This window comes from Nocardia sp. NPDC024068 (assembly GCF_040638875.1).
Taxonomy (GTDB): domain Bacteria; phylum Actinomycetota; class Actinomycetes; order Mycobacteriales; family Mycobacteriaceae; genus Nocardia.
On sequence record NZ_JBEZYU010000003.1, the window covers coordinates 312261 to 328674 of the forward strand.

General features: G+C 67.6%; 17 protein-coding genes. 3 read left to right on the forward strand and 14 right to left on the reverse strand.

Features of this window, described 5'->3' with window-relative positions; all coding sequences use genetic code 11:
* Nucleotides 1–325: 325 nt before the first annotated feature.
* The gene (locus tag AB0F41_RS06500) at nt 326–940 is read right to left on the reverse strand and encodes a hypothetical protein (RefSeq protein WP_357421681.1); all 615 of its coding nucleotides are present in this window, start codon (nt 938–940) and stop codon (nt 326–328) included.
* A gap of 254 nt (nt 941–1194) precedes the next feature.
* Between AB0F41_RS06500 and AB0F41_RS06505 the strand changes: the two genes are divergently transcribed.
* Nucleotides 1195–1587 carry an acyl-CoA reductase gene (locus AB0F41_RS06505; RefSeq protein ID WP_357421682.1) on the forward strand — a complete coding sequence of 131 codons (393 nt, stop codon included), beginning with the start codon at nt 1195–1197 and terminating at the stop codon, nt 1585–1587.
* Nucleotides 1588–1793: 206 nt separating this feature from the next.
* Nucleotides 1794–2822: a LacI family DNA-binding transcriptional regulator gene (locus AB0F41_RS06510; RefSeq protein WP_357421683.1), complete on the forward strand. Its 1029-nt coding sequence runs from the start codon at nt 1794–1796 to the stop codon at nt 2820–2822.
* Nucleotides 2823–2890: 68 nt separating this feature from the next.
* Here the strand turns inward: AB0F41_RS06510 and AB0F41_RS06515 are convergent, their stop codons facing one another.
* The gene (locus AB0F41_RS06515) at nt 2891–3565 is read right to left on the reverse strand and encodes an MspA family porin (RefSeq protein WP_357421684.1); all 675 of its coding nucleotides are present in this window, start codon (nt 3563–3565) and stop codon (nt 2891–2893) included.
* A gap of 61 nt (nt 3566–3626) precedes the next feature.
* Nucleotides 3627–4307, reverse strand: coding sequence for an MspA family porin (locus AB0F41_RS06520; RefSeq protein ID WP_357421685.1), 681 nt, complete (start codon nt 4305–4307; stop codon nt 3627–3629).
* Between the two features lie 509 nt (nt 4308–4816).
* Between AB0F41_RS06520 and AB0F41_RS06525 the strand changes: the two genes are divergently transcribed.
* Nucleotides 4817–6364: an AMP-binding protein gene (locus tag AB0F41_RS06525; RefSeq protein ID WP_357421686.1), complete on the forward strand. Its 1548-nt coding sequence runs from the start codon at nt 4817–4819 to the stop codon at nt 6362–6364.
* A gap of 107 nt (nt 6365–6471) precedes the next feature.
* Here AB0F41_RS06525 and AB0F41_RS06530 read toward each other — a convergent pair whose 3' ends face one another.
* Genes AB0F41_RS06530 through AB0F41_RS06580 form a run of 11 tightly spaced genes read right to left on the reverse strand, consistent with a single transcriptional unit; the run spans nt 6472 to nt 16413 of the window.
* Nucleotides 6472–7512 carry a phosphotransferase gene (locus AB0F41_RS06530; RefSeq protein WP_357421687.1) on the reverse strand — a complete coding sequence of 347 codons (1041 nt, stop codon included), beginning with the start codon at nt 7510–7512 and terminating at the stop codon, nt 6472–6474.
* Nucleotides 7509–8582 (reverse strand): phosphotransferase family protein, encoded by a 1074-nt coding sequence (locus tag AB0F41_RS06535; RefSeq protein ID WP_357421688.1) that lies wholly within the window; start codon nt 8580–8582, stop codon nt 7509–7511. The genes AB0F41_RS06530 and AB0F41_RS06535 overlap by 4 nt, the downstream gene beginning before the upstream one ends.
* 13 nt (nt 8583–8595) lie before the next feature.
* Nucleotides 8596–9291: a TetR/AcrR family transcriptional regulator gene (locus tag AB0F41_RS06540; protein WP_357421689.1), complete on the reverse strand. Its 696-nt coding sequence runs from the start codon at nt 9289–9291 to the stop codon at nt 8596–8598.
* Between the two features lie 13 nt (nt 9292–9304).
* Nucleotides 9305–9739 carry a nitroreductase family deazaflavin-dependent oxidoreductase gene (locus AB0F41_RS06545; protein ID WP_357421690.1) on the reverse strand — a complete coding sequence of 145 codons (435 nt, stop codon included), beginning with the start codon at nt 9737–9739 and terminating at the stop codon, nt 9305–9307.
* A 30-nt stretch (nt 9740–9769) separates the two neighbouring features.
* Nucleotides 9770–11017 (reverse strand): cytochrome P450, encoded by a 1248-nt coding sequence (locus AB0F41_RS06550; RefSeq protein WP_357421691.1) that lies wholly within the window; start codon nt 11015–11017, stop codon nt 9770–9772.
* Between the two features lie 5 nt (nt 11018–11022).
* Nucleotides 11023–11802: an SDR family oxidoreductase gene (locus AB0F41_RS06555; protein ID WP_357421841.1), complete on the reverse strand. Its 780-nt coding sequence runs from the start codon at nt 11800–11802 to the stop codon at nt 11023–11025.
* Nucleotides 11803–11807: 5 nt separating this feature from the next.
* Complete coding sequence (locus tag AB0F41_RS06560; protein ID WP_357421692.1) at nt 11808–12032, reverse strand: ferredoxin; 225 nt, start codon at nt 12030–12032, stop codon at nt 11808–11810.
* Between the two features lies 1 nt (nt 12033).
* Nucleotides 12034–13242 (reverse strand): amidohydrolase family protein, encoded by a 1209-nt coding sequence (locus tag AB0F41_RS06565; RefSeq protein ID WP_357421693.1) that lies wholly within the window; start codon nt 13240–13242, stop codon nt 12034–12036.
* A gap of 27 nt (nt 13243–13269) precedes the next feature.
* Nucleotides 13270–14739 (reverse strand): aldehyde dehydrogenase family protein, encoded by a 1470-nt coding sequence (locus AB0F41_RS06570; RefSeq protein ID WP_357421694.1) that lies wholly within the window; start codon nt 14737–14739, stop codon nt 13270–13272.
* A gap of 46 nt (nt 14740–14785) precedes the next feature.
* Entirely contained in the window at nt 14786–15988 is a 1203-nt protein-coding gene (locus AB0F41_RS06575) for a thiolase family protein (protein WP_357421695.1), read from the reverse strand.
* Nucleotides 15985–16413, reverse strand: coding sequence for an OB-fold domain-containing protein (locus tag AB0F41_RS06580; protein WP_357421842.1), 429 nt, complete (start codon nt 16411–16413; stop codon nt 15985–15987). The genes AB0F41_RS06575 and AB0F41_RS06580 overlap by 4 nt, the downstream gene beginning before the upstream one ends.
* Nucleotide 16414: the final 1 nt, after the last annotated feature.

A 16414-nucleotide genomic window follows, 5' to 3' on the forward strand; every position in this document is an offset into this window, starting at 1 on the left:
CCTGACATTGTTGTGTGCCGCGTCTCTCGCAGTGGCGGAGGCGACCGCTCGGTCCACCTCGTCGGGTCCGCCGCGTGCCACCGGCCCCAGGGAACGGGACGTCGAGGGGTCGATGTTGTCGTACACCTCCGGGGAGGACACGGCGGCACCGTCGATGAACGATTCGGTAGCAGACATGGGGATTCACCTCGCGACTCTGCGCTACGGCCAAGAGATCTGCGCGGCGGCAGTTACCGTGCCGAGGCCCAGGATATAAGTATCCTTTAGCGTATATTTATGTCAAGCTTTCGGTTCCAGTCCACCGGGTGTTTGTGGGCGCCGCTCGTCACCTGACCGGCCAACCGGTGCCGGTCGGGTCGCGGGTGTCCGGCGCGCGCCGGGGTGCGATGCCGGTGCGGAAATTCTCGGTCGGCGCAACGGTGTGAACCTCGCCGCGGACCGCACGCAGAGCCTGTTGTTTGAAGACGCGGGCGGCGCGGCTGAGCCGGTGGGTGGTGGATTCTGTTCGGTCACCGGGCTTCTCGGCGCACGGCCGCCCCCAGATCGAAACCTCGATCGACCCCCGGTCGAGGCACTCCTGAACTCGTCCGCGCAGCCTGCCCTCGGTGGCCATCAGCGCCGCCGAAATCGCCAAGGCCTGCGGTCGCGGTCCGTGGTGTCGATGGGTGAGCGCGAAGTCCAGATCGAGTGCCTCCGCTCCCAGGATCCGGGCCGGCCGCGGATTGCCGAGGTCGCCGGCGACCACCGTGACCTCCCAGCCGGCCAGTGAGAGATCGAATATCCACCCGCCCGCGGCGCTCACGACATCGTCCATGCTCACCCCGAGCACTGTCAGCCGCGGACGCAGGCCCCGGCGGGCCCGGCTGTCGATATACGCGAGGGTGGCCACCTGCGCCATATCGTCCTGGGGCGGCGGGAGGGTCGAGGCGGATGGGGTCATGGGTTCTCCCTCGTTGTGGAACGGCCGGATCGTCGGGCGCCGAGGGGCGCCCGGGTTGAAAATATCCTGCAGCGTATACTTTGAGTATAGGTCTTCGACGGTGGGGGAGTGTTCGTTTTCCGGGTGCCGCCGCATCGCCTGCGTCGCGAGCCGCTTCATCTTCAGAGGCGGACGAGGCGAATGCGGACCGGTTCTGCGACCGGCTGTACCGGCGGATAGCCGAGCGCGCGACCGCGTCCGGTGGCAACCGGCCGTTGGACGCGGAGCTGAAAGAGCAGATCCGCACCCTCGTGCTGCTCGACGACGAGTTCCGGGTATGGGGCGCAACGGACGGTACGGGTGTGGTGATCCGCTCCGGCGCCCCGGTCGATTTCCATCCGGCCGGCAGGACCGTCGATGTGGTCCTGGTGGAATCGCTCGACGAGGCGATCCGTTATGTCACTGTCGCCACTCAGACCGTCGGATTCTTTCCCTTCGAACGGATGCCGGATTTCCGCGACCGATTGGCGGCCGCGGGCACTCAGCGCATCGTTCACCTCGGGGAGGCCGGTCCCAGTACGATCGGCAACCCGCACGATGCCATGTACCCGCTGCACCGCTTCGTCCACTGGATGGTTCATGAGGATGGGAGAGCCGCGACTTCGTGATTCCCGCGATGCTGCCACGAAAAACGCGCAATCGGCTCCGCAAGGCAGAATGTAATTCTACTCTTTGGTAGAGCCACATTTCGCGATCACGGGCGGGTGGTGGTGCCGGTTTTCGATCCGTTGAGAAGGTCCCCGCTGTATCCGGCCGCCGACGCCGGTGAGAAAACCGGTGACAGGGCCGGAGCCGGTGGTTAGGAGTTGGAGCAGTGCGCCCACCGACCATCTACGACGTCGCGGCGGCGGCGGGAGTTTCCCCCTCGACGGTATCGCGGGCGTTCTCCCGGCCGGGGCGGGTCAATGCCGAGACCGCCGCACGTATCCATCGGGTCGCCGCGGAGCTGGGGTATCGAGCGAATGCCATCACCGGGGCGACAGGGCAGACCTCCGCCGTGGCCCTGGTGGTGCCGGATGTCACGAATCCGGTCTACTCCGGCCTCATCCGCGGATTCGAAGCTGCCGCGTCGGGCGCCGGGTACACCGTGGTCCTGGCCGATACGCGATGGTCGACGGTGCAGGAACGAACAGTGCTGGACCGAATCCTGCCTGCCGTCGACGGCCTGGTGGTGACCGGTTCACGATTGTCCGACCGAGGTATGCGGGCGGCCGCGGGGCACCGGGCCCTGGTGACGCTCAATCGAATCGTGCCCGGGACGCGCACCGTGATGGTCGATACCGCGGCGGGGGTCGACGCGGCACTGCGGCATCTGGCCGGACTCGGCCATCGCTCGGTGACCTACGTCGGGGGGCCGGCGGCGTCCTGGGCCGACGGTATGCGGTGGCGCTCGCTACTCGGGGCGGCCCCGCGATTCGGGCTGAAGGTCTGCCGGATCGGGCCGTACCCGCCGACGATGGCAGGCGGTACCGCGGCCATCGGCAGGCTACTGCGCGACCTTCCCTCCGCTGTGCTGGTATTCAACGATCTCGTGGCGATCGGAATGCTCCACGGTTTGAAAGAAGCCGGTATCGGGGTGCCCGGCGATACGAGCGTTATCGGTTTCGGGAATGTTGTCGGCGCAGAATTCTGCACGCCCCCGCTGACCACGGTCGGGGCCCCGATGCGCGCGATGGGTACCGCCGCCTTCGAGCAATTGCAGCGCGCGATGAGCGGCGAGGCGATGGATACCCGTGCGATCGTCTCGCTGACCGCTCATCTGGTGGTGCGGGGTTCGACCGCGGTCGCGAAGGTGCGCGGGACACGGCCGACGGCGGACGCGGTTCGGCGCGGCAGCCGCTGACCCCCGGACCGAACGGCCGGGATGGATGCGTTCGCACCACATCCCGGCTTTTCGGGTGTTGCGGGCGTTCAGCCGAGTCCGAAGGGTTGTCCCCACAGGGTGACGATCTCTTTGGCCTTCGACGTCTCGACATCCACCTGGACGAACGCGCGGGCCTGCGCGTAACCGGCGCAACCGGCGAGGCTGATGGTGCTGTTCTTCCAGGTGACGCTGCCGGTGGGGGATTTGACACGGTTGAAGGGCCGGTGGCTTTCGTCGCCGAAGGCGTCGGGGGCCTCGACGTCGAGCAGATAATACTTCTTGGCCTGGCCGGGGCCGAGGGTGAGATTGCCGCCCGTGCTGGTGGACAGGTCCGGGGTCTCGCTGCCGGCTCGCTGGGAGGCGCCGGCCCCCGCGTTGACACCGCCGCCGGCGATATTGACCTGGCAGCCCACGATATAGCCGGGCCGGATGGACATGCTCCGGGGCGGCTGGGACGCTTCGGCGCCGGCGCTTGCGGAGACCCACGCGTTGCGGTGCAGAGGTGTGGAACCCAGAGAGGGGCTGATGACGGCGGATTCGCCGGTGAGCCGTACGGTGACGGTGGTGCCGTCGCCCAGGGTTTCGGTGATCTGACCGCCGGGCAGGGGCACGAAGGTGTCGGCGTGTGCCGGAGCCGGCAGCAGCGCCAGGATGGTGGTGGCGAGCAGCGTGCTGCCGGCCGCGGCGAATACGGTGCGCAGGGAATGTGCGGTGTCGGTCATGGTCGGTGAACCTCGTCGTTCTGGTGGTTGTCGGCCCGTGCGGGTGTGTCGGTTGTCCGGGTCAGCCGATGCTGAAAGGCGCACCGTAGAGGGTGGTCTTGGAGTAGTGGTCGCCGATGATTTCGACCACGGTGTAGGAGCGGGCCTGGGCATAGCCGCCGCACCCCTGGATCTCCATTTCGTAGTCCCGGTAACCGAGGGTGTACGTGCCCGGGCCGGGAACATCCTTGATGCCGATCTGCACGAATCTGATCTCCCCCGGCCCGATTTGGATTCCCGCGGAGCCGCTCACGCCGACCTGCGTGGTGGAGACACTGGCGCTCGCGCCGAGCGAGAATGCGCGATCGCCGATACTGACCTGGCAGCCGACGATGTAGCCGGTATTGACCTGCGATACGCCGTGGGTGGACGAGTTGTTGGTGCCGGGGATGTTCTCCGGGGCGCTGTAGGGACCGGGTTCGGTGACAACAGGGGTCTGGGTGATATCGGCGGTGACGGTGCCGGAAACCCACGTGACCCGACCGGCGCCGTTGGCGGCCATGGAGGGGGAGACCAGCGCGCTTTCGCCGGTACGGGTGATGGTGAGGCCGGGTCCCGTTTCGGTCCCGTCGGGAAGCGGTATGAAGGCGTCGGCGTTACCGGTGGCGGTGGTGAGCAGGCCGAATACTGCGGTCAATGCGGCGACGCCGGTTCCGGTGCGGCCGAGGGCCGCGGGCGCGCGAAACAGGGTGGTGCGTTTCATCAGGTGGTTCCTCATCTCGATCGGCCTGTGCGGGCATCCACGTGCTTCCGGGTGCGGGAGGGGGTGGGGTCGATTGCGCCGGGGGTCCGGTCGTCGGATTGCGGCGGGTCGGGTGCGAACGCGATCGGAACGCACCCGAGGGCGAGGAAACCGGTCGGGTTTCCCGTGGACTTGGTGATGCCGGTCACACAGTGCAGTCATGGTTGATGACCGGCCGATCTTCTGGCAAATGTATTGCCGTGAGTTGCCATGGGGCGCAGGGTTTGCCGTGGTCGATTCGTGGTTCGACTCCGGGGCTGCCGATGCGCGCGTGCTGTATCGGAGCCGGCTCCGGTGGCCGAAGTGTCGAAAATGCGAAATCTCCCACAAAAACGAGAATGTGATTCTACTGTGGGGTGGAGTCGCGTTTCGCGCTCGCGCCGGGCCCGTCCCGGCTTCCGACGACCCTGTTCTCCGGCAACGCCGCCGTATGACATCGGCGTGCACGTGCCGGGTGGTTGGAGTTCACCATGCGCACAATTCCTCCGGACCTGGCCCGACGGTATGAAGAGCGGGGGTGGTGGACCCGCGACAGCCTGGGCGATCTGCTGGCGCGTGGTCTCGCTTCCGCTCCGGACACCACCTTTCGGGTGCATTCGGATATCCGGCCCTATTCGGGCACTTTCGGCGATGTCGAGCTGGTGGCGCGTCGGTTGGCCGCGGGCCTACGGGACCGCGGTGTCGGGTCCGGAGATGTCGTCGCGCTTCAGCTACCCAACTGGATGGAGGCCGCGGCCGCTTTCTGGGCGGCATCGCTGCTGGGCACGGTCGTGGTGCCGATCGTGCACACCTACGGCTCGCGGGAAGTCGGCCATATCGTGGACACGGTCCGGCCCAAGGCATTCATCGGCGCCGAGCGCTTCGGGAACCTGGTGTACGACCCCGCGATCTACGCGGATGTCCCGGTCGTGGGTATCGTCGGCGGACGGGACACCCGTCACGATTTCGGCGCGCTTCTCGCCGAAGAGCCCTTTTTCGGTGTGACGCAGGTGGATCCGGCCGGCCCCGCGGTGATCGCTTTCACCTCCGGCACGACACGGGTGCCCAAAGGGGTCGTCCACAGCCACCGGACGCTGGGCTGCGAGACCCGGCTGATGTCACAGCGCTTCCCCGATGATCTGGGACCGCTGATCAACGCCGCACCCATCGGCCATTTCATCGGTATGCTCTCGGCCCTGCTCGTCCCGGTCCGGGACGGAGTCTCCATCGACCTCACCGATGTCTGGAATCCCGGCCGCATCCTGAACCTGATGACCACCTATGGTGTCAGCCTGGGCGGTGGTGTGCCGTACTACGTCACCAGCCTCATCGATCATCCGGACTGCACCCGCGACCATCTGGCGCGGCTGAGATATCTCGGTATGGGCGGCGCGCCGGTCGCCGCGCCCGTGGCCGAGCGGCTGACCGGCCTGGGCCTGACCGTCTACCGGTCCTACGGCAGCACCGAACACCCATCCATGACCGCCTCGCACTGGAACGCACCACAATCCAAACGGCTCTACACCGACGGTGCTCCGCAACCCGGCGTCGAGCTCCGGCTGACCGAGGACGGTGAGATCCTCAGCCGCGGGCCGGATCTGTGCCTGGGATATCTCGACGACACCCTGACCGCGGCAGCATTCGACGACGAGGGCTGGTACCACACCGGCGATATCGGAACCCTCGATGCCGACGGCTACCTCACCATCACCGACCGCACCACGGACCTGATCATCCGCGGCGGGGAGAACATCAGCGCGCTCGAGGTCGAGGAAGTACTGCTGACGGTCCCCGGAGTGGCCGAAGCGGTGGCGGTCGCCGCGCCGGACGCGCGTCTGGGCGAACACGTCGCGGCAGTACTCCGGCTGCAACCCGGCACGACCGCGCCGCTGCTCGAAGACCTGTGCGCCTACTTCGCCGACGCCGGGCTGGCGAAACAGAAGTGGCCGCAGGAGGTCCATGTGGTCGACGATTTCCCGCGCAGCCCCAGCGGCAAAGTGCAGAAGTACAAGATCCGGCAGAGTCTGGCCGGGAGCTGAACCGGGGTCGGGCGCTGTCGCGGTTCCTCGCGGCATCCGGCCCGGTGCGAAACAGGCGAAGTTCCGGGTGCCGAGTAGATCTCGGCCCCCGGAACTCGTCCTCGTGTTCAGACCTCGAGGAGATCGAGGCTTTCGTGCCGGGCGACCGCCGCGCCGAGTCGTCCGGTGAGATGCTCGATAACCGGCCGGTCGACCGCGCGGGTCATCGACCACAGGTAGAACCCGTACGGCAGATGCGCTCGATACATCCACCAGGCATGTTCCCGATCGGGCGGTTCGACCACCCCGTGGGCGGCGAGCCGGTGGAGGTAGTGATCGAGCAGATCGCGCTCGGTCCGGGCGAGTTCGTCCGGGTGCAGGACGGTCGCCAGATGGTAGGCGACATCCTGGGCCCAGTGCCCGCTCTGCACCACCTGCCAGTCGATGAGCCCCGGGCTTCCGTCGGGCATTTCGTAGATATTGCCGGCGTGCAGATCACCGTGGACCAGGCACCGCGAGGACGAGGAGCTCAGGGTGTCCATGGCCGCCATGGCTGCCAGCAGCCGCTCCGCGCGACGCACGTCCGCCGGAATACCGGCCGCCCGCCCGTCGTCCAGTAGCGGTTGCAGCTTCTCGACGGTCATATGCCCGGCCAGCGAAGCCAGGCGCGGCGGAAACAGCGTGCCAGCCTGCGGGCGCCCACCCTCCCAGGTCGCCGCGTGGAGGGCGGCGAGCTGGTCGAGGGTTTCCGAAGCCTGGTCGGAGCCGTAGCCGACCAGGGGGTCGAGAAAACGGGCACCCACCGCCACCAGGTCGTGCATGAGGACCAGCGCGTGTCCGGTTTCCTCGTCCACGGCGGCGTGTACGCACGGTGGGGTGCGCACCGGAAGATCGTGGGCGAGATCCCGGTAGAAATCCGCTTCGGCCCGCGATCCGCGGCGCCACCGCGGATTGAAATATCCCTTGGCGCACAGCGCCGGGGGAGCGTCGGTCGGATGCGCGTAGGTCACGCGGAAACGTAGTTTGGTGGCCACCGTTTCGATCCGCTCCACCACCTCGGTCGCGGTCGGGACCGCGCCGGGACGGCCGGGTTCCAGCACTCCGGCGAGCCACTCGGGCGACAGCACGACCGCTTCGTCGAACGGCGCGGGATCGGTGGTGGTCGTCACAGGCCCTCCTGCGGTTCGGGAATCCCCACCAGTTCGCAGGCGCGCCGCAGGAAGGAGTACCGCCGGGTGCTGCCGACGACCGGCGGCAGCCGCAGGACTCGCCGGGTACGGAGGCTGAGCAGACCCGCTTTGAGGCAGGCGAAGACCTCGTGCCAGAACAGATCGTCGGCCCGGAGCCCGGTCAGGTCCTGCCAGAGGGCGATCGTCTCGTCCCTGGTCCCGAGGCCGTCGAGCCGGGGGACGCCCAGGCCCGTGCTGTGGGCCTCGTCGAACACCAGCCACCACGCGAGATCGGCGACCGGGCCGGCCATCGACGCCTGCTCCCAGTCCATGACCGCGGAAACACGGAAGTCGGTGCCGAACACGATGTTCCCGATGCGGGCATCGCCCCACGACAGTCCCGGTACGGAGTCCGCCGGCCGATTGTCGGTGAGCCACCGGAGAAGAGTGCGGACCGTGTCCGGAATATCCTCGCCCAGGGTCCAGCGTGCGTGGGCGCTCCAGTAGGCGAGTTGCTGCTGATTGCCCGAGGCTCCGTATTCGGGCCGGTCGACGAACGTGACGGCGTCGACGGGTACCCGATGGATTGCGGCCAGTTGACTCATCGCGTCCTCCCACAGCGTCCGACGCTGCCGGGGGGTGGCCTCCGTGAGGAAGCCGGACACGTTGTACACGGGCATACTCACCGGCACCGAACCGGTGACCCGTCGCATCAGGTAGAACGGCCGGCCGAGCACCGACGGATCCTCTTCCAGCCACAACGGTTCCGCGACCCGTACTGCACTGTGATCCCGCAGGGCCACCAGGATCTGGTGCTGAATCCGGAACCGCGGGTCGAGAAACATCTGGTACTCGGCCGCCGGCGCGACTCGCAGAACCACCTGCTCTGTTCCGCGCGCGGAATGCACTCGGACGAAGACGGTCTCGTTGGATACTCCGGCGCCCTGCGGATAGGCCGGATCGTCGATTTCGACGGCAGTGATCTCGTCTCGTGCCGCCAGCCACGAATGCAGGATCGTGGCGGTGGTTTCCAGATCACGACCTTTGGGAAATGCAGGCGCGTGCTTCATTGCTTGTGCCCCGTTACTTATCAGGTGGACGACCGCCGAAAGCGGTCGAACAGAATGACCACAATTGTTCGGTGACGGCTTCGATGTTCTCGCGCGGCGCATACGCGAAATGGTGGTAAACCGACATCACCAGGTTCACCGCCAGCCAGGCGTCGGCGGCCGGGTCGTTCGGGTGCAACAATCCCGCCTGGGCCGCTTCCCGCAACTCCCGCTCGAGCAATCCGGCGAAAGGCTGGTTCACCTGTGCCATCTCCTCCGGAAATATCTGGTAGAGCCGCCAGTGCTCGGATGTGATGAATTGACGTGCGGTGCCGCCGTCGTCGGTACGCAGTGATCGCAACGCCGCGAGGATGTAGAAACGTAAGCGCGCCACCGGATCCGGCAGCTCACTCGCGGCCGCCGCCATCTCGGCCATCCGATCGGAGATCACATCCTCGAGGACGGCGAGTAGTAGATGGTCCTTGCTGGGGAAATGCCGGTAGAAGGTCTGCAGGGCGATCCCCGCCTCCTTCGACAATTCTTGAGTGGTGAAGGCGGACCCCTTGACCTCGATCAGCCGCTGCGCGGCCGCGACGATCGCCTGCGCCTGCTCGATGGTGCGAGCCCGTGATCGCCGGACCGATTGCGATTGATCCGCGGCCCGGTCGGCCCATCCGGGCGGCGGGGTGATCGGGGCATCGGGCCGGGCGGGCCTCTTGGGTGTGGACACGCCTGAAGTCCTATCATGACGGGCTGAGCACGACGAGTGGGATGACGCGGCTGGTCCGGGTCTGATAGACGTCGTAGTTCGGCCAGTATTCCGTGGCGAGCCCCCACAGGCGCGGCCGTTCCGCCGCGGTGGCGGTGCGCGCTGTCACCCGGATGCGCTCCGCCTTGATCCGGATTTCGGCTTCGGGGTTCGCTCGCAGGTTCAGGTACCACGCCGGATGCTTCGCCGCGCCGCCTGCCGAGGCCACGACCAGGTAGTCCGCGCCGTCGCGGCCGTAGATCAGCGCCGAGGTGCGCGACCGGCCGGTTTTGCGGCCGGTCGTCGTGAGCAGCAGGATGTGGGTGCCGTTCCACACGTACCCGACCTCGCCGTCGGTCTCCTCGTATCGGGCGACGTGGGTGGCCCCGACCAGGCCGAGGTCGGGCGGCCGGTAACCGGGTTCGTTCATCGACTCTCTCCTCTTCCAGGGACCGATCGGTCAGCCGAAAACCACAGGTATTTCGGTCGGCCCTCGTTCGTACATTCCGATGAAACGGGTGGGTTCGGCCGCCGGGTCGGCCCGCAGATTCGGCAGCCGGTCGAGCAGGGCGCCGATCCCGGTCGTCATTTCGGCCTTCGCGACATGCATGCCCAGGCAGGCGTGGGCTCCACCGCCGAAGGCGAAGGAGGGCCGCAACCGCCGGGTGATATCGAATTCGTCGGGGTTGTCCCAGCGTGCGGGGTCCCGGTTCGCGGCCCCGATGCACAGGTGCAGGACCGATCCCGCGGGGAGCGGCACACCCTGCAATTCGGTATCCCGGGTGACGTACCGGGAGAACATCGGATCGGTCGGTGTCCACCGCAGTGCCTCGTCGATGGCCGGCCGCAACAGGGATCGGTCCGCCGCGACCGCCGCGAGCACGTCCGGGCGCTGCAGCAGCGCCGTCAGTGTGATCCCCATCTGTTTCCAGGTGGTGCCGGATCCGGCGGCCAGCAGCAGCACCACGAAGGAGTGGATCTCGGCGTCGGTGAGCCGCTGGGTGGTGCCGTCCTCACCTTTCAGTTCGGCCTCGACCAGCACACTGATGAGGTCGTCGCGGGGTGCCTTCCGGCGTTGCGCGACGATCGGCCGGATCAGGTCCACCACGGCGTCCGGCCGGCCCAGGGCGGCGCGGAACTCCAGGGCCTGCTCGATCGGTACGCCGAAGCTGCCGGTGATCGTCAGCACCGGGATGGCCGCGCAGAAATCGACATTCAGTTCGGCGCGGCCGTCGGCGGCGAACCCGTCGATCAACTGATGCACGGTCTGTTCGATCCAGTTGCGTATCCACCATTCTGCTCTGGCGGGTACGAACGAGGGCTGGACGAGTGCCCGGTAGCGTCGGTGCTGCGCCCCGTTCATCGAGATCATGCTGTTGAGAGCGCCGAGTTTGCCCTTGTTCGGGTCGACCGGTTCGGGCGCGGAGGCGAACAGGTCGGGATTGCGGTAGGCGGTATCGCAGGCGGCGAAGCCGAATGCGGAGAAATGCGGGCGATCGGGTTGCGGCAGTCCGCTGAACGCCGCCGGGCCCGGGTATCCGGTCAGTTCGTGCACGGTGCCCGGATGCACCTCGGACTCGGCGCGCAGCCGGTGCCATATCGGGTAGGGGTCGTCGCGGTACCCGCCGCCTGTTTGCGCCAGGTAGGCGCCGCGCAGGTCGAACAATTCGCGCACACGGTCGCGATCCAGAGTCGTCGCAGGTTTCATTCGGCTCACCTCGCCACGTAGCCGCCGTCGACCGGAAACAGGACTCCGGTGATGTTCGCGGCGCGATCGGATACCAGGAATACGGCTGCCTCCGCGCAATCCCGCGCCGTGATCGGGCGGCCCAGGGGATGGTTGGCGGCGGTGCGTTCGGCCATTTTCGCGGTCATTTCCGGGCTGTCCTCGAGGCCGCCGGCCGCCATGAATCCGGTATAGGGCATCCCGGCCGGGCAGAGCGCGTTGGCGCGGATCCCGAAGGGCGCACCCTCGATCGCCACGGCCTTGGTGAGCTGGTGCACGGCGCCCTTGGTCGCGGCGTAGACCGCGCCGCCCCAGGCAACCAGACCCGCGACCGACCCCGTGTTGAGGATGACGCCGCCACTGCCCTGCCGTTTGAATTGGAGTACGGCATAGGTGCAGCCGAGGAACACCCCGCCGATGTTCACCGACACCAGCCGTTGGAAATCCTGGAGGGTGTGGTCCTCGAGCGCGGCACCCAGGCGCGGTGTCGGGATCCCCACATTGTTGAAGACGATATCGACGTGACCGAACCGGTCGGCGGCGGTGGCGATCATCGCGGCGACATCCCGCTCATGGGTGACATCGGTCTCGACCGCGACGGCCACCCCGCCGGCGGCTTCGATCCGGCGGGCAGTCTCCTTCGCCCGATCGAACTGGATATCGGCGCAGACGACCGAGGCGCCTTCCTCGGCGAATCGCTGGGCCGAGGTGGCACCGACGCCGGATCCGGCGCCGGTGACCACCGCGGTCTTTCCTTCGAGCAGCACGTGTCTCACCCTTCTCGTTCGACAATGGCGATATCGGTGATCGCCAGGCTCAGTGCCCCGGTCGGGCAGCTGTCCACGGCCGCCCGGACCTCGTCCAGCGGATCGGCCGGCGGATCGCACAGCACGGCCAGGCCCTCGCCGTCCTGGGTGAAACTGCCCGGTGCGTAGGCCGCGCAGACCCCGCAGCCGAGGCAGCGGGTCCGGTCGACGTGGACAGTCCAGCCCGGCATCTCAGCCCGCTGCCCGGACCGGCGGTGCGGCCGGGGTGAACCGGTAGAGCCGCTCGGCGTTGCCGCGCAGGATCTTGTACTGCGTCGTCTCCGGGAGGTGGTCGATCTGTTTGATGACGGCATCGATACAGTTCGGCCAGGTGGAATCGGAATGCGGGTAGTCGGTTTCGCACATGATGTTGTTCTCGCCGATTTCGGCGATGCTGGCGATACCGTGCGTGTCCTCGATGAAGCAGCCGAAGATGTGGTCACGGAAGGTCTGGCGGATATCGAGGGTGTCGAGATCGACGCCGTGACTACCGGCGTGGTCACCCCAGTTCATTCCCCGTTTCACCCAGTGCCGCTGTTTGTCCAGGACCTGCTCGGCGCGTTCCAGGAAGTACGGCATCCATCCGATCTCGCCCTCGGACAGCGCGATCTTGAGGTTGGGGAAGCGCTGGAACATACCGCTGAACAACCAGGACAGCATCGCGCCGGAGGTCCGGGTCGCACCCCAGGCCAGGTTGGCCAGGAACGGGGCGTCCTTCGAGATCTGCGGAACCGTCGAGGACGAACCGACGTGCATGGAGACGACCAGGTCCAGATCGTTGGCCGCGGCCATCACCGGATCCCAATAGCCGCTTGGATCGTGGATCGTCGGCAGGCCCAGGGGTGCGGGGTTCTCCGAGAACGCGAAGGTGGTCGCGCCTTTCGCGGCGCAACGCTCCAGCTCCTTCACGGCCAGTTGCGGATCCCACAGCGGGATGAGGACGAGCGGGATATAGCGGCCCGGTGCCGCGCCACACCAATCCTCGATCACCCAGTCGTTGTAGGCCTTCAGGCAGACCAGGCCGAAGTCGCGGTCGCCGGCCTCCATGAACAGCTGGCCGCAGAACCGGGTGATCGTCGGGAAGCAGAGGGAGGCGAGGATTCCCGCGCGGTTCATATCTTCGACCCGGGCGACCGGGTCGTAGCATCCGGGTCGCATCTCGCTGTACGACAGCGGTTTCGGGCTGAACTCCTCCTTCTCCTTACCCGCGACCGCACTCAGCCCGGAACTGGGGAAGCGTTTGCCGTCGTAGACCCAGCAGTCCACGCCGTTGTCGTCGAATTCCATATGCGGCGCGCGGTCCCGGTCGGCGCGCGGTACGCGGTCCAGCCACAGGTTCGGCGGTTCGAGAATGTGGTCGTCGACCGAGATCAACCAGTCGAGTGTGAGATCGGTGGACATGCTTACTCCTTCGGGTCGGGCGGGCGGTCACCTGAGATCGCCGATGACAAGATGTTTGACTTCCTGGAAGGCCCGGATCCCGTCCGGACCGCGTTCGCGGCCGAGGCCGCTCTGCTTGTAACCGCCACCCGGGGCGTAGGCGCTGAACAGCGCGGTGTTGACATTGACCGCGCCGGTGCGCAATCGGCGCGCGACGGCCGTGGCGGCGGTGGGATCGCCCCCGTACACCTGACCGGACAGGCCATATCGGCTGTCGTTGGCGATCCGGACGGCGTCGTCGATATCCCGGTAACCCAGCACCGACAGGATCGGGCCGAAGATCTCCTCCTGTGCGGCCGGGTTGCCGTTGTCGGGAACATCGAGCACGGTCGGTTCGAAGTAGTAACCGTGCGGGAAGCCGCTGGGCCGGCCGCCGCCCTGCACCACGGTCGCACCCTTGTCGACGGCGCGTTCGACGATTTCTTCGCACCGCTGCCGTTGCGCGGCACTGATCAGCGGGCCGATCGTGGTCGACGGATCGGCCGGCGCACCGACGACGAGACCGGCATAGGTGCGGGAGACCAGCTCGAGTACTTCGTCCTTGCGCTCCCTGGGGACGAGCATCCGGGTCGCGGCTACACAGGCCTGCCCGGCGGTACCGCCGATCACGGCGGCGGCGCCGGTCGCGACTTTGCCGACGGCGTCGTCGAGATAGATCTGCGCCGATTTACCGCCGAGTTCGAGCGCGACCCGTTTGAGGGTGGGTGCGGCCTGCGCCATGATGTGCCTGCCGACCGCGGTCGACCCGGTGAACGACACCATGTCCACCGCGGGGTGGGTGGTGAGCAGTTCCGCACCGGCGGAACCGGATTCGACCACAACGCTGAGCACACCGCGGGGGAGCCCGGCGGCCTCGGCGGCGGCGCCGAAGATCAGTGACGAGATCGGAGTGAGCGGACTCGGACGCAGGATCACCGAGTTACCCGCCATGAGCGCGGGAACCAGCTTCTGTAGCGCCATGATGAACGCCGCGTTGTACGGGGTGATCGCGGCGACGACGCCCACCGGCTCATGCCTGCGGAGGCTGAGTGCCACCCGCCCGCGGATGAGTTCGCCGACGGGTACCGGATTGGGTTCCTCGTGCGAGAGGGACAGGTAGAGGTCGATCATGCCGCGGGCCATGGCCAGCCCCGAAGTGAACTGGGAGCGTTCGGCGAACATCCGCGGCTGGCCGGCCTCGGCGACCATGGTCGCCACCAGTGGTTCCCGCCTCGTCTCGAGATACGACAGCAGCGCCCGCAGCGCCGCGGCCCGTTCCCCGGCCGGGGTATCGGCCCATACGCCACTGTCGAAGGCGCGCCGCGCTTCGCGTATCGCGCGATCGATCTCGGGCAGCGGGGTGGCCGGTATCTCGGCGAAGCAGGACTCGTCGGCGGGGTTCTCGACGGCGATGGTGTCGTCACCGGTCACCCAACCGCCGGCGATATAAGAGCGGTGCTCCGTGAGAATTGTTTCCATGGGTTCGGGCTCCTGTTGCCGCGGGGCGGCGGTGGTCTCGGACGGTTCAGCCGGGTTCGGTGGTGTAGGCGACGACGCCGCCGTAATGGGGCGAGGAGTGACAGGCCAGAGCGGTGGTCACACCGGTACGAGCGCGGTCGCCGGCGCGACCGGCCAATTGCAGGTAGCACTCGAGCATCTGAGGTATGCCGTGCATACGCCCGTTACCCAGAGCTCCGCCACCCGACAGCACCGGAAGGCGACCGGGCGCGTCGCTGTCGATACCGCCGTCGCGGACGAAACTGTGCGCCTCTCCGCGCGGGCAGAAGCCCAGGGCTTCGAGCCAGAAATACACGAAGGGCGAGAATCCGTCGTAGAGCTGGGGTAGGTCGACGGCGGCGGGCTGTAATCCCGTCGCATCCCGGAGGCGCCGGGCCACGACCTCTCCACCTGCCATGATGTCGTCTAGCGGCCAGTGCAGCCCCACCCGCTGCCGCGGCGGTGGGCTCTGCGCGTAACCGGCCACGTACACGGGCCGGTGCGGAAGGTCGCGGGCCCGTTCGGCGGAGGTGAGGACGAAGGCGGCGGCTCCGTCCACCGGCAGATCGCAATCGAAGCGCCGGACCGGGTCGCTGATCATCGGTGCCGCCAGGTATTCCGCAGTGGTGAGCGGCTTTCCGTACCAGTGCGACCACGGGATACGCGCGCCGTTCTTGCGGGCCTCGACCACGACCGCGGCCAGCGTGGCGGGATCGGCCCGGTACCGGTTCAGGTACTCGCGATAGGGGAGGGCGATCATCGGCAGCGGGCCCCCGAAACCCTGCGGGGCGGTCCACTGCTGTGCGCCCTCGGCCGCCGTCATCGGATTGTCGTGATAACCACCGGCCGGGTTGTGCAGGGCGCGGTGTACGACGACGTAGTCGGCGGCACCGGAGACGATCGCGTTCACCGCCAGCGCCATCGCGCCGGGTATCTGGCCGATACCGCTGAACCCGGCGATATACCGTGGCGAACCACCCATTCTCGCCGCCAGCCAATCCGCCGACACCGTACTCACACCGTCGGTGACGCGGTGATCGCCGGAGGTCGGGAACAGCGCCGAGGTGACGAATCCGTCGATCTGCTGCGGCCGCAACCCCGCGTCCGCGACGGCCGCCCGCGCCACCTCGACGGTGACGGCGCCCAGCGGCTGCTCGCAATGACGGCGGATGCCGCTATGGGCGTATCCGACGACAGCGACTCGCCCGTGCCCGTGGAACCGGCCGGTCACGACGATCCCCCGGTGGCCAGAGTGAAGGCCGGCACCGCTGTCCCCGGCGCGACATCCTCGAACGCCACCCGCACCGGAACCCCTTCGCGCAGGACGGTATCGGGACCGTCGAGGAGTCTTCCGATCATCCGCAGTCCGGCCTGTTCGGACAATTCGACATCGACCAGCAGATAGGGCACGTCGCCGGCGAAGCCGAGTAGCGAGGCGCGGTGGACCACCGTCCAGGACCGAACGACGCCCAGCCCGCTGACGAGTTCGAAACGGAAATCGGGATCTGTGGTGCCGCAGTGCGAACACGTCGCGCCGGGCGGTATCTCGAATCGGTCGCACCGGGCGCAGCGGGCGATCGCGAGCTCATGCCGCGCCGCCGCGGCCCAGTACGGAGCCGAGCGGGCATCGGGGACAGGAAGCGGACGGGCGGGCATC